The sequence below is a fragment of the Paenibacillus sp. SAFN-117 genome (genome assembly GCF_051966115.1).
GTDB lineage: Bacteria > Bacillota > Bacilli > Paenibacillales > NBRC-103111 > Paenibacillus_L > Paenibacillus_L residui.
Window position 1 is genome coordinate 15579 of record NZ_JBQCLK010000025.1, and the last position, 20537, is coordinate 36115.

Consider the following 20537-nt stretch of genomic DNA (forward strand, 5'->3'; position numbering starts at 1 on the left):
GAAAGCTCTTTTGGGGCAAATAGCGTTTCTATGTTTCGTTAGAAATGGAACGGCCATGGGGCTGAACAGCGATTTCGATGTTCTCGTTGGAAAGGAGAGCTCCTTCTGGGCAAATAGCGCTTCTATGTTTCGTTAGAAATGGAACGGCCACTCGGGGCCGATTAGCGATTTCGATGTTCCTTGGAAAGGGGAGCTTCATCTCCCCCCAATAACGTTGCTATGTTTCGCAAGAAAGGCGGCCTCCGTCCTGTACCATCCTGCCACCTTGGGCTTTTCAAGGCTTTTCAAGGCCTATCCAGACTCTCCATCTCCGTACAAGCCAGAATAAACGCGCCGACCCCGTGCAGGTCATTGTCCTGTACCGGACGGGTCACATAGTTGGCATAGTCGCCTGCGGAGGTTCCTATGCAAATATCGGGAATGATCACATGACCCTGATCGTTAAACCGCAGCCTGTTCAGCAGCCCTTCATAGCCGGTCCATGCCGACTGCAGCTGCTCCCTGCCTGCGCAGCCGTGCTTGATCGCTTTGGCGATCGTATAGACGAACAGACTGGTGCCTGACGTCTCCAGCCAATTATCGGGAAGCTGCCCTTTGTCCACCACCTGGAACCAGAGCCCGCTTTCCCGGTCCTGATATCGGGTTATGGCGCTTACGAAGGAGCTTAAAGCCGCTTCAAGCTCTGCACGCCCCGGATGGGACGCGGGAACGAGATCCAGGAAGTCGGCCAGCGCCATCCCGTACCAGCCCAGAGACCGGCTCCAGAACTCCGGAGAACATCCGGTTACGGGGTCGGCCCAGGGAAAGCTTCTCTTCTCGTCCCAGGCATGGTACAGCAGCCCGCTCCTTTCATCTTTCATATACTTACGCATCAGCTTCTCCTGATGAAGCGTCAAATCGATTAGCGTATCATCCCCGTATTGCGCGGCATATTTTAACGCAAACACGCCGCCCATATAGAGCCCGTCCAGCCACATCTGGTAAGGATACTTATCCTTGTGCCAGATCCCTCCTTCGGAGGTCCGGTTGAGCGTCGTGAACAATTGCCTGAGCTTGTCGGCGGCTATCCGGTATCTGGCTTCGCCGTACCGCTCATCCAGCGTGAAGAGCAGCAAGCCCGGCATGATGGCGTCCAATTCATCTCTCGCGAAGTAGAAATTGCCTTCCTCATCGATCAGTCGATCCACATATTCCTTAGGATAGGTCAAATAGATTTCCTCTCCGGTTTGCCGCCACACCTGGAGCATTCCGTACAGGAACACACCCTGGTGGTAATGCCAGCGATTCTCCGGAGGAAGCCGTTCCGGGCGATAAGCCGCCATCAAGGCGTCACAGGCCGCCCCGGCCCACTGAATGGGAGAATAATCCGTACGCGTTACGTTTGGATCAAGCTTGTTCATAGTAAAACTACACTCCTCTATTGTCTGCTTAGATGCACGTTCTAGCCTTTAATCGATCCCAACAGCGCCCCCTTGGCAAAATGCTTCTGCAGAAACGGATAAACGAGAAGCACCGGCAGGGTGGCGACGACGATTACGGCCATCTTGACCGTTTGCTCCGGAGGGGCGATGAAGCCGTCATCGAAGCCGGATGTATCCGCGGATATTCCGCTGGCGAGAATGACGATTTGCCGCAGAATGATTTGTACAGGCCATTTCGCGGCATCATTCAGGTAGAGAATCGCCGTCATGTAGGTGTTCCAATAAGTGACCGCGTAGAACAGCGAAATGGTCGCGATAGCCGGCATGGATAAGGGAATCACGATGCGGAACAGAATCCCCCAGTCGCTGCAGCCGTCTATCCTCGCGGATTCCTCCAGACCATCCGGCAGGTTCTGGAAGAAGTTCCGCATGATGATCAGGTTAAATGCGTTGATGGCACTCGGTATGATCAGGGCCAAGTAGGAATCGATCAGCCCCATTCCTTTGACAATCAGGAAAGTGGGAATCATCCCGCCGTTAAACAGCATCGTGAAGACGACCAGGAACATGATCAGATTGCGCCCGTCCAGATTCCGTCTGGCCAGTCCGTAGGCCATCAGGGATGTCAGGAACATGCTGAACAGCGTCCCGAACAAGGTGACGCCGACAGATACTCCCAAAGCCTTGACTAGCACGTTCGTCGAGAAGATGTAGCGGTAAGCATCAAGCGAGAATACGGTCGGAAACAGCACGAAGCGTTTCTGCGCCAGCTCCTGCACCGTAGTGAATGAACCGGCGATGACATGCAAGAAAGGGATGACCGTAATCATCGCAATGATAAACAGAAGCGTGTAGTTGACGGCATCGAACAGCCGGCTGGCCCACGATTTGTCTTGAAGCATGATGTCCAATCCTCCATATGCTTTAGAATCAAGGAAATGCGGCTTCGTCTCGACTTAAACGACAGCCCCATCCTTTCGAATCTTCAGAAAATTCCTTCCTCGCCTACTTTTTTGGCCAGCCAATTCGCCAGGACGACCAAGATCAATCCGACGAACGATTTGAAGAAGCCTACCGCCGTGCTGAAGCTGTACTGCCCCTGCTTTAATCCGGCCGTATATACGAACGTATCGAAAATTTCCGCAACCTCCCGGTTCATCGAATTCAGGAGCAGATAGACATGCTCGAATCCGAGCTCCAGCACATCCCCGATCTTGAGAATCAGCAGGACGACGATGACGCTGCGGATCGAAGGCAGGGTAATATGCCAAATTTGCCGAAAACGGTTGGCTCCGTCCATTCGGGCCGCTTCATATAATTGGGGATCGATAGCGGCCATGGCTGCCAAATAGATGATGGTCCCCCAGCCGGCCTCACGCCATATGACCTGCAAAATATAAAGAGGCCTGAACCAGCCGCTGCTCATAAGAAAATTGATTTTCTCATAGCCGAGCATGGCGAAGATTTCGTTAATAATTCCCCGATCCACCGACAGCATAACGAAGGTAATAGCTACAATGATGACCCAAGACATGAAATGAGGAATATAAATCAATGTCTGGACGAACCGCTTATAGGCATTGAGCCGGACTTCATTGAGCATCAGTGCCAGCAGAATCGGTACCGGAAAATAAATCAGCAGGTTCAACAAAAACAAGACCAGCGTATTTTTCAAAATGGTAAAAAACATCGGCTCGGCAAACAGCCGTTCAAAATGCTTGAAACCGACCCACGGACTGCCGGTCATCCCAAGGTAGGGCTTGTAGTCCTGGAAAGCAATGACCAATCCGCCCATGGGAATATATTTAAAAATTACGAAATAGATTAAACCCGGCAAAATCATCAGGTAGACCGCACGGTTTTTGACTATTCTCCTCATGAGGCCCGACTTGGCCGCCGGCTTCGATGTCTTGACGTTCTGCACCGCTGCTTCGCTCATGACCGATTCTTCCTTTCCCGTAACCAGAAGATGGACAGGCTGTCGAATTCTCCAACAGCCTGTTTAGAACTCATTCAATTAAAATTCCATTCATATGTTTGTTTTTGGCCTATCGGGCCGATCCTCCCCTCTTGGAGAAATCACCCGTTGCTTTTGGCCATCTGATAAGATGCATTAAACTCTTCTATAATCTGATTGCCGCCTTCCTTGAGCCATCGGTCCACCTCGCCCTGGAAACCGGCCTCATCCAATTTGCCCAGGATGAAGTTATAAGTGGCATCCTTGATGATTTCCTGCAGACGGACTCCTCTCTCGGTATAGGTCGGTGAATCGAGAGGAGCGGCCGGATCGTGAATCAGGAAGTTTTCGTTATCGACGGTCAGCTCTTCCGCTTTCGCCTTGACCGGCAGCTTGAAGTAGCCCTCCAGCATGTCAATCGTGCTCGGGCCGCCGATCATGATTGCCTGATACGGCTTCACTTCGCGGTCGGTCAGCTTGGTGTCGTCCACGACGGACGCCTTCCCTTCCACTACGTTATAGTGCGTGCCCTCCACCCCGTAATAAATCAGGTTGGTCAGCTCCGGGGCCATCAGCTTGTCATAAAAGTCCAGGATATTCCTTAAATCCTCCTCTGTCTTCACGGAAGATTTCGGGAACAGGACAGCCGATCCGTAGCCGGGGATGGCCCAGACGCCTAACTTCCCGTCCGGTCCTTCCACCCGGTTATGCACCTCCAGCTCAATGTCGGGATTGATGTCTACCATTTTCTGATGCAGACTGACGACATCTCCCATAGCTCCGATGTACATTCCGGCCACACCGGTAATAAACAGATTCTGCTGATCCGTCTTGCTCGTAACAGGGAAATCCTGATTAATCAGCCCTTCCTGATGAAGCTTCTTGAAAAATTTCATCGTCTCCATATACCCGGGATGCATAAACTCCGGAATGAGCTTCCCGTCCTCTTCGCCCCAGTTATTCGGCGTTCCGAAGTAAGAGCTGACCGTCTTGAAGGCACCGTAGATCAAATCACTGCGGTCTGTCAGTCCGATCGTATCCTTCTTCCCGCTTCCGTTAGGATCGCCTTCGGTGAAGCTCTTCAGCATTTGGTACAGCTCGTCGGTGTTCTTAGGCTCGCTCAGACCCAGCTTATCCGCCCAATCCTTCCGATAGATGATCCCTTGCCGCGATAGAGGCCTCTCCTGGTAGAGCGCATAGATTTTGCCATCTACCGAAGTATTGTGCAGGACGGCCGGATTCAATTTGCTCAGATTCGGATAATCCTTGAGCAGCGGACCGATCTCCCAGAATTGTCCGTCCCGAATCGCGTCCTTGAACAGAATCAAAGTGCTCTGATTCTTCATATATACGGCTTGGGGCAGCGTACCGGTGGCGAAGGAAGCGTTCAGCTTCTCTTCATAGCTGCCGTCCGGCACCCACTGAATGTCCAGTTCTGTATTGGTCTTCTCTTCTACCATTTTTTCAATCAGGTCGGACGGGACCTCAGGGGTATGCAGATTCGCCATCATACTGATCTTAACGGGGCCTTTCGGAGCACTACCCTGCTGCTGCGCGGGTTCCTTATCCCCCGCTTGCTGCCCTCCGCCGGCACCGCAGCCCGCCAACAAAGATACGGCTGCAGCCGCAGCGATTAAACCGTTTCCATATTTCCAGACTGCTGCTTTCTTTCCCAATTCATGTGACCTCCTTGTACATAAATTTTTACGATGGAGCCTTGCTGTCCTAACCATAACGAAAACCGGCAATTACGTACATAATCCCCGAATAAGATCCTATCTGTTAATCGTTGAGTGGAGGGGCCATAAGGGGGAGTATGGGAAGAGGCCGGATAGAAGGGGCAATCGGGGCTTCATACGATAAGATTGGCTTTTACACCGGAGCGAATGGACAGGTTCCGGGGAAATGATCTGCTGATTATTCAGGAACCGAGTCCGGATTATCGAAATCTAATCCAATGATTATTTTCCCAAAAATGATTATTGCCCAATGTTTGCGTTTTCACCTAGAATGAGGATACTACTTGAACGGCAGGAGAAGATTTCATTGAGCAAATACAGCTTATATACAAAAATGGTTATTTTCGGCTGCGCGTTATGTATTATTCCCGTTCTGTTCCTCGGCTTCTTCTCATACATCAAATCTGCCGACTCCATTCAACAGCAGGTTAACGAGAGCAACATTCAGCTTATGAAGCAAATGAACGGCAATATGGAGCAAATTCTTAAAACACTGGATCAATCGCTGAATCACGTCATCAACTCGACTCTGGTTCAGGAGGCGCTTTACCGCCCTATTACGTTCTACGACTTTCAACTATACAATAGCCTGAGGAAGGAGCTCAGCCATCTGCAGTCCTTCGATACGAAGGTCACCGATATCCTTCTGGTCAACACAGCCGATCAGTGGGTGATTAACAACCAGGGACTGTACAAGCTGCAGGAGTATCCGGAACAGAAGACGCTGCTTGACTTCATGTCCCTGCCATATAATTCGAACTGGGTCCTGCTCGATAACAAGGGACTGGGGTCTTCCGACACCGAATCCTATAACTGCCGGCACATTATTACACTTATTAAGAAGCTGCCCAATCTCAGTTCGGATAAGCGGGGACTGGCTATAGCGAACATTCCGAGCTGCAGCTTGTCCCCTATTCTATCAGACAATTCCGGCTCCCGGGAAATGATGATCCTGGACAGTGACTACCGCATTCTGATCCATCCGGATCATTCCATGATCGGGCAATCGGTTCTCGCCACCCAACAGATTGAGCCCGAGGATCTGGACTTTTTTGATAACAAGGTGGGGCAATTCAAGACCGCTGCAGGCAGCGGAGAATTTACGGCAACCTACGTACAGTCGGATTTCAACGGCTGGATCTATGTTTCTTTCACCGAAATCCAGCAGATTACGAAGGAGGCCAAGGCGATCGGCTGGTTTACGTTCTACGTCTGTCTGGCTATCATCGCGACATCCGTCTGCTTCGTCTGGCTCGGCAGCCGCAAAATGTATACACCGATTCGCGGTATAATAAAAGCGATATCGGAACGGCTGCCGGAAATGGCCGTCAAGAAGAAGGATGAGCTGCAAATGATCAATGATCATATCGAGGATTTATTTCAGTCCAATTCCAATTTGAAGCATGAGCTGTCGCAAAGCTTACTGCAGATGCGCTCCCTTTTCCTCAATAAATTATATCAAGGGCATCTGAGCCGGGCGGAGCTGGAGGATAAAATGAACCTGTACGGCTACTCCGCCTGCGCCAAGGAATGGGATTATATGATCGTTCTGACTCTGCAGATCGATCTGTGGGAGCAGACCCGTTATGAAGCGAAGGATCTGGATCTGCTGTTGTTCGCAGCCAATAACATAGTGGAGGAAATCGTTCCGCCCGAGAACAGACTGGCGCCGGTTATCGTAGATCAGACGCAAGTAACGCTCATTGGCAGCGAGATAAACGATCTGGATCTGTTTAACAACTATATTTACGATATGACGGAATCGATTCAGCAGAAAATCAATACTTTCCTGGATCTGGAGGTAAGCATTGGAACGAGCCTTCCGTTCAAGCTGCTGTCCAAGGCGCCCAGGGCGTATAGAGAAGGCTTGGAAGCTCTGAAGCATCGAATGAAGCTGGGTAAAGGGGTCATTATTCCGTATTCCAACATTAACCAGGGGAAACATACGCTGATCTACTCGTATCCCCGGCAGATTGAGAACGAGCTGATCGATTCGATTAAACTGGCGGATGAGGAGAAAGCCTCGGAGCTGTTGAGGGAATGGTTGAACGAGGTGTTCCATCGGGACCGTTCGCCGCATGAATACCAGATTTCGCTGCTCCGGTTGTTGAACGATCTGCTGATCGTCGTGCAGGAGGCTGGAATCCGGCTGCCGCAATTCGTTCCCGAGGGCCGGTCTTTGCACCATGAGCTGCTCCAGCTCTATGTTAGCGCGGAAATTGAGGCCTGGTTTCTGTCGAGCGTCATTCGCCCCCTGATCCAGGTGTTCGGGGACCGCAGGGATTCTCAATATCACAACCTGTCCGAGCAGATTATCGATATGATTCATAAGGATTATGACAAGGATCTCACCCTGGAGGAATGCGCGTCCCGCCTGCACTATAACGCCTTCTATTTAAGCAGCGTGTTCAAGAAGGAAACGAACATGTCCTTCAGCGATTATTTATCGATGCACCGGTTCCATATGGCCAAGGAATGGTTGACCGGAACCGACATGCCGATTAAAGACATCGCCCAGAAGCTCAGATATAACAATCCGCAAAATTTTATCCGGTTCTTCCGCAAGCAGACGGGCATGACTCCCGGACAGTACCGGAGCCAGTATGGACAGGCGGCCAAAGGGTAATAACGGCCGCCTCTCTGCTGCCGAAGCTTCTGGAGCCCGGCATCGTCAGGCGGCTCGCTGCTACGGGAGCGGAATGCGGCGGGCCGCTCCTGGAGTTGTCCCACTGGCCAGCGATGTGGAACGGGCCGTGGATGGACCGCCCCTGTCAGAGGGGGCCGCCTGAAGCTCTAGCGGCGTCCTCTCTTGCCTGCGGTACGCGGACGGCCACCTGCGCCGCCCCTTGCCTCGGGGCGTGAAGAGCCCGGCTTCCGGCTGCGGCTTAAGCCGGTATCGGCCTTGGCCCGCTTCCCGGGACGCCCGTCAGACCGGGCTGCTTTCGCTCCGCCCGCGCCCGGGTTAGCCTCCATCCGTTGACGCCCGCTTCGCAAGCGTCCCTTGCTTACCGGCCGCTCCCGGTCCTCTTGGCCGCCGGCCTGCGGTTTCCTATCGCTCCGGCCAGCGTTCCGCCCCTCCTGCCTTTCCGCGGCGTCCAGTGATGTCCTGCGGATCGGCATCCGTACTCCCCGTTCTATAGCCAACAAAGCCGCCCGATCCTTGGGAGTCACCAGCGTTACGGCCACTCCCTGCCCGCCGGCCCTGCCGGTCCGTCCTATTCGGTGAATGTAGCTTTCCGTATCGGGAGGTATGTCATAGTTGAATACGTGTGTGACTCCTTCAACATCGAGTCCCCTTGCAGCGACATCCGTAGCGATTAACAGTTGGAGCTTGGCCTCGCGGAACCGTTCCATGACTTGCTCCCGTTTGGCCTGGGACAGATCCCCGTGAAGCTCGTCCGTCGCATACCCGTATTGCTGCAGCTCCGCATTCAGCTTGCTGACCCTTCGCTTGGTCCGGCAGAATACGATGGCCAGGTAAGGCCGGTATTGATCGATCAGTTGACGAAGCGCAGCCAGCTTGCCCCGATCCGTCGTTTCGACCACGGACTGCCGAATTTCTTTCACCGTAATCTGCCGATCCTCTACCTGCACCGATACAGGCTCGCGCATATAGCGGCTGGCCAGCCTCCGGACGGATTCCGGCATCGTCGCGGAGAAGAGCATCGTCTGCCGGTGGGCGGGAAGCTGCCGGATAATATCCTCCACCTCGTTCAGAAACCCGATATGCAGCATCTGGTCCGCTTCGTCCAGAACGAACATGGACACAGAGGACAACTGAACGGTTCCTCTCCGCAGATGATCGAGAAGTCTGCCCGGAGTGGCAACGATGATCGAAATATTGCCCTGCAGCTTCCTAAGCTGGCGCTCCACATCCTGCCCGCCGTATACGCAGAGGACGGATGAACGATCCTGATGGACCAGCAGCTTGTTCACCTCGCTCGTTATCTGCAGAGCCAGCTCCCGTGTCGGCGTCATGATTAACGCTTGAACGCCTTCCGCTTCCGGATTTAACCGCTGCAGAATGGGGAGCAGGAAGGCAAGCGTTTTGCCCGTACCCGTCTGGGCCCTTGCGATCACATCTCTCCCGGACAGCAGGACGGGGATGGCCCGCTCCTGAATCGGGGTCGGCTGACCGATTCCATTAGCCCGTAATATTGCGCACCATTCGGCGCCTATTCCCAATTGCTCAAATTTGGACAAAAAACAGCCCTCTTTTCTGTAGTTACGAATTTGTTTGCCGGACGGCGGGATTCCACTATTTTACATTCCAGCGGAGCCCTCCAGTACAATAATTACAATAGATAATATTAGCATGGCACAAGCATTCAATGCCATAATGGGCTTATGTTTGGCCCTGACCAGATGAGCGTGAATAGCCCCCAGCATAAGAATGATCAGGAGAGCGGCGGAAGCTTTCAGGAGGACCGGGACCCAGAAAGCCGCCAGGAGTCCAATGACACCGGCTAATTCCAACAAAGCAACGACATTCATGAACCACATGGGATAACGATATTCCTTCCAATGCTGAACCATGGATCGTGTGCGCAGCAGCTTCATCGTAACCGATATCCCGAACATAACGATTAGAATCATTTGAACTATAATAATAACCATATTTCTTCCCGTCCCCTCCATTTGATAGAATCTATAGAATAAGCTCTATATAATTTGGCTATCGATTAATGATGGAAAAGACGAACTATAGAGTGACTGTTCTAGCGATAAGGCCCCATGGTTTTGCACAGGATCATTGAAAATGTAACGGACATGAGAGACCCTATTTCGTCTAAATAAGCTGTTTTTTTAAATTAACGGAAACAAATGCGCTTATTTCATAGAATCTTACTAATTTCACGTGTATTTCTTCGGAATAAGGTCATCTGAGTCCGTTAAACGGTAGCGAAAGGCCTTTTTGGAGCAGTTAAGGTCTCTAGGTTCCGTTACGATCAAACCGTAGAGGTTTTTCGCATAATCTTGGTTGTACACCATTAATCGATAACTTGATATAAGGGTACAATGTTTAGGCAAAACAATAAGTAGTGCAGACTACATTGATCCTGCTATTGAAGGGGTTTTTCCATGGACAAGATAAAATATTTATCGAGAATACAGCTTTTTCAAGAGCTGGAACTGGAAGAATTGAAACAAATAGAGCCGGTCACACCGATCCGCGTCGTTAAGAAGGGAACCATCATTGCCTCTCCGCATATGGATTCCAAGATTCTGTATCTAATTAAATCCGGCACCGTCCGCTTGTACAAATTATCGGGCAGCGGCAAGGAGCTTACTCTCGATTTATTGGGAAAAGGTCATGTGTTCGGCGAATTCGGATCTTTTACCACAGGTTCTGAAAATATGTACGCCCAAGCCTGGGAGGATTGCGTGATATGCAAGATGGAGCAGCCTCAACTGGAACAAATTTTACGCGAACATCCGCAGCTATCCTTGAAGCTTATTGAAATCATCTCCAATCGACTTAAAGAAGTGGAGGAACTGCTTGAATATATGGCCTATGGCAGTGTTCGAAGAAGACTTCTTTATCTGCTGCGTAAAATGGCCGAGAAGTTTGGAACGAATTGGACGGGAACCGACCGCCGGCCTGACGAAGACGGATGGATTCAATTGGATATCTCCATTACTCACCAAGAATTGGCCGCCATGATGGGGAGTGTCCGTGAAACCGTAACGGCGCTTCTCAACGAGTTAACAAAGGAGCATATTGTTCGCAGAGCGGGGAATCGGAAGCCGTTCCAAATCCATTGGCCTCGACTGGTGCATGCTCTGGAATCGGAGGAATAAACGGGAATGACTTACAGCGGCCGGCTTCTCCATCAAGGATAAACGGATATCGTCTTCCTAGGACAGGCGTGTTTACCGATGAAATATAAGAACAGGCATAGGTGAAACTTAAAATAAGGCGCTGCCGTAATCCGAACCGGATGGAATCGGAAACCGGTTAGCGCCTTATGTACTAGGGAAGAACATGCAGCAGGATCGCGAAGAAGTGGAAGATGGAGCCTGCGAGTACGAATAGATGCCAAATCGCATGGTGGTAAGGGAAGCTCCGCCAAACGTAGAAAACCGTCCCCGCGGTATAGAATACACCTCCGACAACGAGCAGAGTCAATCCCGTTCCGCTTAAATTGGCAACGAGAGGCTGCCAGGCGAACACAATCAGCCATCCCATGGCGATATAGAGAATCGTGGAGGTAAACAAAAATTGCTTCGTAAAGAAGGACTTGAACAGCACTCCCAAAGCTGCGATGCCCCATATCACTCCGAACAAGACCCAACCCAGCGTTCCCTGCACGACATGAAGCAGTATCGGGGTATAGGTGCCGGCGATAAACAAGTAAATGGCCGAATGGTCGAAGATTTCGAACAGATCTTTAACCTTCCCCTCCGGGAAGCTGTGGACGAGCGTTGAGCTCAGGTAAAGCAGCAGCATGGTCACTCCGTAAACAACGAAGCTTACGACATGCAGCGCGGTTCCTTGTAAACTGGCGAATACAATCAGCAGAACGAGAGCAGCCACGCTGAGCACGGCCCCGAAGCCGTGAATTGCGGCGTTAGCGATCTCCTCCCGCCTCGTGTATACATGGGTATTTGCCATAATACCACCTGCCTTTGCTTGCGACTTTCTTTCTATTATAACGCAATTAATGCACCATTTCTTCCTGACTCGCCTCCATGGGCAAAAATCCGATGTTCCTATTCTTCCCAGTACAATTTTTATCTATTACTTAAGAACGATGCAAAGGTCAGATCATTTTTGTCCCGCACCGTATGTCATCCTGTGCCTCACATGGATAGGCTCGCATAGACTATACCAAATCTCAGGGGAAGGATTGTTGCTGGTCAATGGTGACGTTAGTTGATGCCACGACGGAAGACGAAGCATTTCTCTACGAAGTGTACCGCAGTACACGTCATGAAGAAGTAACTGCCTGGGGTTGGGGGGACGAGGAACGGGACGGGTTCTTGCGCATGCAGTTTGATCTGCAGCAGCGGTCCTATAGGCTTCAGTATCCTTGGGCCCAATACAGCATTCTCTACAAGCAAGGCGTAAGGATAGGGAGAATCATCTTGAACGAATCACCTCAAGAGATACGACTGATCGATATTTCCCTTCTGCCGGAGTATCGAAATGCCGGGATCGGCACCGCTTTCTTGAAAGAGCTGCAGAAGAGGGCCGAAGCGCATGGGAAGCCTGTTCGGTTACATGTCATCCGCTCCAATCCCGCCGTCTCTTTGTACGAACGCTTAGGTTTTTATCCGGTAGAGAATCAGGAACCTTACGCCGTTATGGAATGGCGTGGAAATCAACATGAATAGGAGGAACTTAGATGGCCGATCCATTTTTAGGCGAAATTCGATTGTTTGCTTTTAACTATGCACCGGTAGGATGGGCATTCTGTGACGGTCAGTTGCTGCCGATCAACCAAAACCAGCCCTTGTTTTCCCTGCTGGGATTCATGTATGGCGGTAATGGGACCACCCATTTTGCACTGCCCGATTTGAGACGCAGAGTGGCCATCCATCGAAGAACAACGGATGAAATTGGCCAGGCCGGAGGAGAAGAGCTGCATACTCTTACTATTGCTGAAATGCCAAGCCATACCCACCAAGCGGTTGGAAGCTCGGAGGCCGCTAATACCGTTCTTCCTGCCAACAGCACATGGGCATTGGCCGATAGCCTCACTTATAACCAATCCGGGAACTCGCCGATGAGTCCGGGCGCGATAGCTGCGGTTGGCGGCAATCAGCCGCACAATAATATGCAGCCTTTTCTTGTGCTCAATTACTGTATTGCCTTGCAGGGGATATTCCCGCCCCGGCCCTGATCATAAATCGGTGTAAATAGGCTGCTTCATAGTCACGTGACCACTTCTTGTCTGCTTTCGGCGCATACACTGAGTCAAATAGCGGGAGGAGGTTATGGTCATATGTTGTGCTGCAAAAAGAACCTGGTTTGCCGAAGGAAAGCCTCGTCTCGAGGAAGATTTCCCGTTAAAGCAAGGACAAAGAAATTAAGATGCCAGCCTCTTAAGCTGAAAATGATCAGGTTTAGAAAACTCCGGGGGCTGCGGGGTTTACGAGGGCGCCGAGGTCTTCGGGGGCCTCAAGGCTTTCCAGGGCCACAGGGACCAATAGGTGCACCCGGGCCACAGGGAGCCGACGGGGCGCTTGCCATTTACGGGGACGGCTCTGCCGGAGAGCTTCTTGTCGCCAGCGGACAAGTGCTGGACCTGAGCACCCCCGGCGGACTTGCTGCGCTGCCCGCAGGGTTGAACCTGCAATATTCCAGAATTGAAATTGCCGGGACTCTCATTCTTCCTAGCGGCATCACGCTGCAGTCGACGGGAGATATTATGGTTACCGGTACGGTTCAAGTCCTTACGGGGGCCGCGGACTCAGGCAACGGAACCCCGAACTTCGGCATATCGGTTGCGGACGCAGGACCTTATAACGGCGGAATCGGGCTTGCTTCCCTGCAGGCTGCTCAGGTAATTCCCGAGGCCGCTGCCGGCGGTGCAGGAAGCCGGGTGCTTCAGGGGAGCGGCGGAGAAGGCGGAGGCGGCTTGATTCTGCTGGCCAAAGGCCCAGTTCTTATTGCCGGCGGAGCCGTTATTACAGCCAACGGCAGCGACGGAACGAATCCGCAAATTCCCGGAAGAGGCATTGTTGGAAGCGGCGGAGGAGCAGGCGGTGTAATTGTAATCCTGGCCAAAGGGGGTATCACCATTGAAGGAACGCTAAGCGTGAGCGGTGGAAATGGAGCCGATGGCTGGAATGGCAACGGCGGAGATGGTGAAGGCGGCGGTGGAGGCGGAGGCGGAGGGATTGTCCACCTTATTTCCCCAAGTCCGCCCATTGTGACAGGAACGATCCAACTGAATGGCGGCATGGGAGGGACTAACTCGCCCGGGGTTACCGGCATAATCACCGTTGGCGGCGGCGGGGGCGCCAGTGGCGGCAACGGCGGCAACGGCGGCAACGGCGGAGGAACTCCCATTGCGGGACAGCCCGAGGTTGCATCACAACCGGGGCAGAATGGGCAGCTTTTGCAAACGGTCGCCCCCACTCCTGAGAACCTGTTTTTTGTCCTTTAGATCCTTGAGGAGAACGATAGTTAAGACCGGTCCGGCCAAGGAAGAGCGGCTCCAATGCCTGCTTCTTCCTCCGCGCAGACGCTGGAGCTCCGTACACAACGCCGCAACGCGCGCGGTTTTCCGCGCGCGTTGCTAACCGTTCAATATAGATCATGTCTTTTTCTATTGGAATATCAGGCCAAGCTTCGCTTCATTTTATAGCCTGCCCTTACCTTGCCTCTTACCCGCTCTGCTGGGTCGGCTTAATCCGGCTTGCTTCCACAGATGGGCTCGGCTCATTCGCTCCGGGCCAAACGGGCAATAGCTTCCAGCGCAATCCCGATTTCCCGTTCTACCGCTTGCGCCACGGCATCGGTATGGGGATCGTACACTTCCGACAAATCTTCATCAGCGAAGCCGTCCACCGCCAGAATGGCGCCGGCCCGTGCTCCGCGCAGAGAGGAAACCACATATAACGCCGCGATCTCCATCTCCACGGCGAGGATGCCCGCTTGCTTGTACTTCCGATGCGGCAGCTCCTCCACCCCGGTGAAGAAAGCGTCATAGCAAACCGTAATGCCCGTGCGCACTACGCCGCTTCCCGGGACCTCCGCCGCGGCTGCCTCCAGCGCCGCAATGATCCCGGGGTCCGCCACCGCCGGGAACCCGGAAGGTACAAGCTGCTTGGTCAATCCCTCTTCTCTCGCCGCAGCGAAGCTGATGACCAGACTTCCCGCAGGAATATCCGCATGATATGAGCCGCATGTTCCGACGCGGATCAAGGTCTTAACCCCTGCGCGGATAAGCTCTTCGAAGCAGACTGCGGCTCCGGGTGAACCGACTCCGTGGCTGACGACGGCCAGCCGGACGCCATTATATTCCCCGACTAAGGTGCGATATTCTCGGGCGAAAGCCAATTCCTTGGCATTCTGAAGCTTATCCGCTATCGCCTTGGCCCGGCGCGGATCACCGCATACGATGGCATAAGGAGGCATGTCCTCCGAATGAATTTGCAAAATAGGCAGATACATAGGTCGTTCCTCCTCAAACTGATATTGCCGTTCGGCGGTTGCCGTCCTTCCTCCGCTATCGGGAGCTTCCGCCTGACTTCCCGGCATCGCCGAGCCCCTTCTTCCCCTTGAAGAAGAAGAGAGCCGCGAAAGTAACTACGTAAGGGATCATGGATGTAAACTGCGTTGGCAGCGAAAATCCTTGCAGGCGAATGCTTAAAGCATCCATCAATCCGAAGAAGAGACTGGCCAGCATGACCCCTAGCGGATGGGACTGGCCCAGCATCATCGCCACGAGTGCGATAAATCCGCGTCCTGCGGTCATTCCTTCGGCGAACATCGTCAATTGGCCGAGCGACAGCTGCGCTCCGGCGAGACCGCACAGCACTCCGCACATAATGACTGCGGAATACTGATAACGCGGTACGCTCATCCCCATGCTCCGGGCAGCGACCGGGTTCTCTCCCACCGCAAGCAGTCTGAAGCCGGACACCGTCTTCCGGAAGAACAGATGCAGCAGGATAACGAAGAGGAACGTCAGGAACACGAGCGGAGAATGGCCTCCAACAATGTTCCCGACTACAGGTATGTCGCTGATGATGGGAATGTCCCATTTGGGAAGCCCGATCATCTCGTTATCGCGATAAGCGCCTTTTACATGAAATATAGTTCGCAAGCAGAAGGTCGTTAGACCAAGAGCGAGAAAATTGAGCGAGATTCCGACCACAATTTCGTTGGCCTTCAAATGGATGCTGGTATAGGCAAACAACAAGGAATACATGACGACGCATACAACGGCGAATAATACGGCCAACCAGACGTTCCCCAGATAATGGTTGCCGACGATGGCCGAGAATGCCCCCACCAGCACAAAGCCTTCCAGACCGACATTGAACAGGCCGGCCCTTGCGCACAGCATGCCTCCCAGAGCGGCGAGCAAAATCGGGGTCACCATGCGGATCATCGAATTCAATAGAGAAAGGTCAAACAGCTGATCCATTGGCTTTCCGCTCCTTTCTCCGTTTGAATAAGGCAAGTCCGAATTTGGCCGACACGAACAGCACGATCGCCGCTTGGATGACGCTGGCAATTTCCAGAGGCACCTCTGTGTTTCTCTCCACACCCATGGCCCCCGTCTGCAGGGCTGCCAGCAGCAAGGAAGCCAGTGCCGCACCGATAGGGTTGGAGCCGGCGATCAGAGCAGCCATCAGTCCGGTCCAGGCATAGTTGGGCGTAATTAGGGCACCGTCCAGGTATCGGTACTGCATGCCCAGCACTTCCACGGAGCCCGCGAGCCCAGCCAGGCCGCCGCTGATAAACAGCCCGGCCAGCATCATCGGACCTCTGCGGACACCGCCGTAAGAGGCGAATAACGGATTACGCCCGATCATGTTGACCTCATATCCGAAGACAGAATATTTGACGAGCAGATGAATCAGGATGGCGGCCGCTACAGCCAGGAAGATTCCGGCGTGGAGACTCGACCCGGGAAACAGCTTGGGCAGCCAGGCCGAAGGCTCGATCATCGGTGTCTGCGGCAGCGCCGCCGAGCCGGTCGTATCCTTGAAAGGACTGCTGACCAGGTAAGAAGCGAAATAAGTCGCCATGTAATTCATCAGGAGTGTAGAGATGATCAGGTTGATTTTGAACCGGTCATCCAGCCACCCGGCGATGGCTCCCCAGACGCCTCCCGCCAGGATTCCCGCAACCAGAGCGGCAATAAGCCGCAGCCAGCCCGGGCCGGGCAAATAAAGAGCAGTGAGCGCTGCGGTGATTCCCCCCAGCACCATCTGGCCCTCGGCCCCCAGATTGAAAAATCCGGCACGAAACGCCAGAGAAAGCCCGACGCCGATCAGCAGAATCGGAATAGCACGGGCTAGCGTATTGGTCAAGTAATAGAAGCTGCCGAAGGCGCCCTTCCACATCTCTGCATAGGTGTTTATGACGGATTCCCCCACCAGCAGAATAGCTACCGCTCCCACGGCCAAGCCGGCAGCCAGCGCCATCAATGGATGAAGGAGAGATGATGCGTTCTTTAGCCAATTGCTCATGACGTTCTTTCTCCCCCCGCCATCAACAAACCGATCCGCTCCTCGCCGGCCTCTTCGCCGCTTACTTCGCCAACGATACGGCCCTCGAACATAACGAGAATCCGGTCTGCCAATGTCATAATTTCGGATAATTCCGAGGAAACAAGCAGGATGGCTCCTCTGTCTTCCCGTTTGCGAAGCAGTTGATCATGGATGAATTCCATGGCCCCGATATCTACACCCCGCGTAGGCTCCGCCGCTATAAGAAAAGGGGTGTTCTGCGCCAGCTCCCGCGCCACGATCAGTTTCTGCAAATTACCGCCGGACAGATTCTGTGCCTTCTCGTCCAACGAGGAAGTTTTGATGGAAAACCGCTCCACCCAATCGCGAACCATCGCGGAAATCTTCTGTCTATGCAGCCAGCCGGACTTGTGCAGCCGGTCCTGATGGCCCATCATCGCATTTTCAACAACAGAAGCCTCCCTGGCCGCCCCCCACATATACCGGTCCTCGGGGATATGCGCCAACCCGGCTTGCCGTACCTCGCCGGGCGATGCTTGACGGACATCCGCTTCGAGCAGCCGGATCTGACCCGAATCCGCGCGGCGCAGTCCGCTTAGCGCTTGAAGCAGCTCGGATTGTCCGTTGCCGGATACCCCGGCAATTCCGACGATCTCCCCGGCTCTTACCTGAAAGCTGACCTTATCAAGAAGTGGCTTGCCATCCCCGAGCACGGTCAAATCCTTGACGTCGAGAACGACCTCACCCGGCCGCGGCTTGCTCTTGACCCTCTCAGCCAGCTCGCGGCCGACCATCAGCCGGGACACTTCTTCAATGTTCGTATCTGCGGCATTCAGAACCCCCGTTACCTGTCCGTTGCGAAGCACCGTTATTCGATCGGCGACTTCCATCACCTCATGAAGCTTGTGAGTGATCAGAATGATGCTCTTGCCTTGAGACGCCAGCCGCTGAATGGCCTTCAGCAGTTCTTTCACTTCGAGCGGTGTAAGAACGGCAGTCGGTTCATCCAATATAATAATTTCCGCACCCTGGTACAGTACTTTTAAAATCTCGATGCGCTGCTGCATGCCAACCGAGCAATCTGCGGTGCGCTGCTCGGGATTCACGGGCATGCCATACTTCTCCCCTAGCTGCTTAACCTGAGAGACGGCCTGCTTGCGGTTGAACCAGGGACCTCTGCCCGGCTCTCCTCCGGCAACGATATTTTCCGCTACGGTAAAAGAAGGAAACAGCATAAAATGCTGATGCACCATCCCTATCCCGCCGCGAATCGCTTCCAAGGGATTGTGAAACACCACCTCTTGGCCGCGAAGCCGGATGGTCCCGGAGGCAGGCTTCTCCATCCCGTACAGAATGCGCATCAGTGTCGTCTTACCCGCCCCGTTCTCACCGACGACAGCATGCACCTCCCCCGGCTGCAGGGAGAAATCAATGTCTCTATTAGCTGTAAAGTTACCGTATTTCTTAGTAATTCGCTCCATTTGCAATAGCATCAGATGTGTTGCCTCCATTCGCCAGAGAATGAGGAGACCGACTGCGGGTACGCAGCCGGTCGGGCAATCGGAAAGACGATTAGTTCAACGGATTATCGATTTTCAGCTTGCCGGAAATAATCTCTTCATTAATTGCTTTCACTTTATCAATATTTTCCTGACCGATGAACGGGCTGAGCTCGGTCTTGGTCTCGTGAGTAACGAATGGGAGGCCCACTCCATTTTCCTTCAATCCGTAGTCTACCGTCGTTCCCAGCTTGAAGTCTCCGCTCACGAAATCTTTAATCGTCTCGTATGTCGCCGTATCGGTTCCTTTGATTTGCGACATGATGATATGCTCCGGATCCTTGCCGGTATGGTCCATATCCTGGCCGGAAGTATAGAAGCCCTTCTCCTTCGCCGCCTCGAATACCCCGAGATCGCCAACGGCGGCAGCTCCTACAATGAAGTCCGCTCCTTGAGAAAATTGCAGCAAAGCCAATTCTTTGGCCCTGGCAGGATCGTTGAAGTTTCCAACGTAGTTCACCAGGAATTTGGCATCCGGATTAGTAGATTTCAAGCCCTGCTCGAACGGCACGGTCCACTTCTTGATCATGGGGATGTCATCCGCCGCTACCATTCCTACCGTATTCTTCTCTGTAATTAAACCTACCAGAGCCCCCAGCAAGTAGGAAGATTCATATTCACGGAACACTACGCTGCGAACGTTCGGCAAATCTACGACAGTATCGACAACCGCAAACGCCTGATTCGGGTTCTCGGCAGCCAGCTTCTTCAAAGCATCCTCCGCCTGGAAAGTAGCGGTTATAATCAGATCGTATTTATCCGCGATGGCTGCACGCATGTTTTGCTCGAATGCATTCAGATCTGCAGATTCTATCGTTTTAACCTTCACATTGAACTCTTGTCCGGCTTTCTGCAGCCCCTCTTCCATCAATTGAAAAAACGGATTGACTCCTATTTTTTCCGGAAGGACCATGGCAACCTTCTTGTCTGCCGGCTTGTCCCCATCGCTGTTCGCTGAACCGCCCGACGGGTTATTATTGTCTTTCCCTCCTCCCGCACAGCCAGCCAGGAACAGAATCAATGTAATCAGTACTAAAAATGTTTTCTTCATCTAAGTTTCTCCCCCTCTATTTAATCCTCTATCATCGTATACAAAACACGAATAATAGTCAATTAATATATAAAAATGTTCGTTATTTCCCAAGAAACCGACCTCAGGCGAGACAATTTTAACCCATTAAATCTTAATTTCTTCGTACAAAACCATATGTATCCTGCTTGGCGTTGGATCGCCCTACTTGTGACATAAAAGAAACTGTATAATTCCTATCTATTTACTTAGTATTAATCATGCTAGTATCATATCTTCTTTATTCCTTGTTGTCAATCTGTTTGTGAGCTCCTTTTGGGAGCTTCTCATACCCCCAGGATGCCTAACGCTAGAAAGCGGAAAAAGCAACAAGATCTAAATTCTCAGCGATATTGTCGGCCGTAAGCATTGTTTAGACCAAACCTCGCATCTTAAGCAAAAAAAAGCCCTCCTGCTTCCCAAGGGAGGGGGAAAGCAGAAGGGAAACAATGCTGTATCCCATTACCTGAGATCACTAAGGAAATCATGGCTGGGATTATTGCAACTCGCTGCCTCTTCTTCTTATGAGCAGCAAGCCTGCAAACAGAATTAGAGCTCCGAATAAACCTAAGTTATCAAGTTAGTGGATGTATTCGGCACCACCACAGCTAGATTTATACATATGTTTAACTCCAG

17 protein-coding genes and 1 pseudogene are annotated in these 20537 nt (G+C 52.5%); 5 read left to right on the top strand and 13 right to left on the bottom strand.

The annotated features are described in order from the left end of the window. Positions 1 to 284: 284 nt before the first annotated feature. The 4 genes from ACTHRH_RS16560 to ACTHRH_RS16575 form a co-directional block, all read right to left on the bottom strand. The gene (locus ACTHRH_RS16560; RefSeq protein WP_379291172.1) at positions 285 to 1400 is read right to left on the bottom strand and encodes a glycoside hydrolase family 88/105 protein; all 1116 of its coding nucleotides are present in this window, start codon (positions 1398 to 1400) and stop codon (positions 285 to 287) included. A 41-nt stretch (positions 1401 to 1441) separates the two neighbouring features. Further along, a complete protein-coding gene (locus tag ACTHRH_RS16565; protein ID WP_144934874.1) occupies positions 1442 to 2323 on the bottom strand; it encodes a carbohydrate ABC transporter permease in 882 nt (293 codons plus the stop codon). 83 nt (positions 2324 to 2406) lie between these two features. Then, a complete protein-coding gene (locus tag ACTHRH_RS16570) occupies positions 2407 to 3360 on the bottom strand; it encodes an ABC transporter permease (RefSeq protein WP_440416598.1) in 954 nt (317 codons plus the stop codon). A 140-nt stretch (positions 3361 to 3500) separates the two neighbouring features. Further along, a complete protein-coding gene (locus tag ACTHRH_RS16575; protein WP_225312791.1) occupies positions 3501 to 5054 on the bottom strand; it encodes an extracellular solute-binding protein in 1554 nt (517 codons plus the stop codon). Between the two features lie 370 nt (positions 5055 to 5424). On the opposite strand from ACTHRH_RS16575, the gene ACTHRH_RS16580 reads away from it, so the two are divergent. Further along, the gene (locus ACTHRH_RS16580; RefSeq protein WP_440416601.1) at positions 5425 to 7743 is read left to right on the top strand and encodes an AraC family transcriptional regulator; all 2319 of its coding nucleotides are present in this window, start codon (positions 5425 to 5427) and stop codon (positions 7741 to 7743) included. A 167-nt stretch (positions 7744 to 7910) separates the two neighbouring features. On the opposite strand, the gene ACTHRH_RS16585 is transcribed toward ACTHRH_RS16580, so the two are convergent. Next, positions 7911 to 9320 carry a DEAD/DEAH box helicase gene (locus ACTHRH_RS16585; RefSeq protein ID WP_440416603.1) on the bottom strand — a complete coding sequence of 470 codons (1410 nt, stop codon included), beginning with the start codon at positions 9318 to 9320 and terminating at the stop codon, positions 7911 to 7913. A 60-nt stretch (positions 9321 to 9380) separates the two neighbouring features. Continuing rightward, positions 9381 to 9734, bottom strand: a complete 354-nt coding sequence (locus ACTHRH_RS16590) for a DoxX family protein (RefSeq protein WP_440416605.1) — start codon at positions 9732 to 9734, stop codon at positions 9381 to 9383. Positions 9735 to 10199: 465 nt separating this feature from the next. On the opposite strand from ACTHRH_RS16590, the gene ACTHRH_RS16595 reads away from it, so the two are divergent. Continuing rightward, a complete protein-coding gene (locus ACTHRH_RS16595; RefSeq protein ID WP_440416607.1) occupies positions 10200 to 10919 on the top strand; it encodes a Crp/Fnr family transcriptional regulator in 720 nt (239 codons plus the stop codon). A 172-nt stretch (positions 10920 to 11091) separates the two neighbouring features. On the opposite strand, the gene trhA is transcribed toward ACTHRH_RS16595, so the two are convergent. After that, positions 11092 to 11733: a PAQR family membrane homeostasis protein TrhA gene (gene trhA, locus ACTHRH_RS16600; RefSeq protein ID WP_144934861.1), complete on the bottom strand. Its 642-nt coding sequence runs from the start codon at positions 11731 to 11733 to the stop codon at positions 11092 to 11094. A gap of 248 nt (positions 11734 to 11981) precedes the next feature. Here trhA and ACTHRH_RS16605 point away from each other — a divergent pair, with 248 nt between their 5' ends. The 3 genes from ACTHRH_RS16605 to ACTHRH_RS16615 all read left to right on the top strand — a co-directional run bounded on the left by ACTHRH_RS16605 (position 11982) and on the right by ACTHRH_RS16615 (position 14233). Continuing rightward, positions 11982 to 12455 (top strand): GNAT family N-acetyltransferase, encoded by a 474-nt coding sequence (locus ACTHRH_RS16605; RefSeq protein WP_440416609.1) that lies wholly within the window; start codon positions 11982 to 11984, stop codon positions 12453 to 12455. A gap of 11 nt (positions 12456 to 12466) precedes the next feature. Beyond that, positions 12467 to 12964: a phage tail protein gene (locus ACTHRH_RS16610; protein WP_379291190.1), complete on the top strand. Its 498-nt coding sequence runs from the start codon at positions 12467 to 12469 to the stop codon at positions 12962 to 12964. 213 nt (positions 12965 to 13177) lie between these two features. Next, a complete protein-coding gene (locus ACTHRH_RS16615) occupies positions 13178 to 14233 on the top strand; it encodes a hypothetical protein (RefSeq protein WP_440416612.1) in 1056 nt (351 codons plus the stop codon). Between the two features lie 275 nt (positions 14234 to 14508). Here ACTHRH_RS16615 and ACTHRH_RS16620 read toward each other — a convergent pair whose 3' ends face one another. The 6 genes and pseudogenes from ACTHRH_RS16620 to ACTHRH_RS16645 form a co-directional block, all read right to left on the bottom strand. Next, a complete protein-coding gene (locus ACTHRH_RS16620; RefSeq protein WP_379291221.1) occupies positions 14509 to 15243 on the bottom strand; it encodes a nucleoside phosphorylase in 735 nt (244 codons plus the stop codon). A 55-nt stretch (positions 15244 to 15298) separates the two neighbouring features. Beyond that, entirely contained in the window at positions 15299 to 16222 is a 924-nt protein-coding gene (locus ACTHRH_RS16625; RefSeq protein ID WP_440416614.1) for an ABC transporter permease, read from the bottom strand. Beyond that, positions 16206 to 17273 carry an ABC transporter permease gene (locus ACTHRH_RS16630; protein WP_144934847.1) on the bottom strand — a complete coding sequence of 356 codons (1068 nt, stop codon included), beginning with the start codon at positions 17271 to 17273 and terminating at the stop codon, positions 16206 to 16208. Before ACTHRH_RS16630 ends, ACTHRH_RS16625 begins: the two co-directional genes overlap by 17 nt. After that, on the bottom strand, positions 17270 to 18766 hold the full coding sequence (locus tag ACTHRH_RS16635) for an ABC transporter ATP-binding protein (RefSeq protein ID WP_379291197.1): 1497 nt from the start codon (positions 18764 to 18766) through the stop codon (positions 17270 to 17272). The genes ACTHRH_RS16630 and ACTHRH_RS16635 overlap by 4 nt, the downstream gene beginning before the upstream one ends. 79 nt (positions 18767 to 18845) lie before the next feature. Next, positions 18846 to 19883 (bottom strand): BMP family lipoprotein, encoded by a 1038-nt coding sequence (locus ACTHRH_RS16640; RefSeq protein ID WP_144934841.1) that lies wholly within the window; start codon positions 19881 to 19883, stop codon positions 18846 to 18848. A 514-nt stretch (positions 19884 to 20397) separates the two neighbouring features. Beyond that, positions 20398 to 20472: pseudogene (locus ACTHRH_RS16645) on the bottom strand (hypothetical protein); the annotation flags it as partial. Positions 20473 to 20537: the final 65 nt, after the last annotated feature.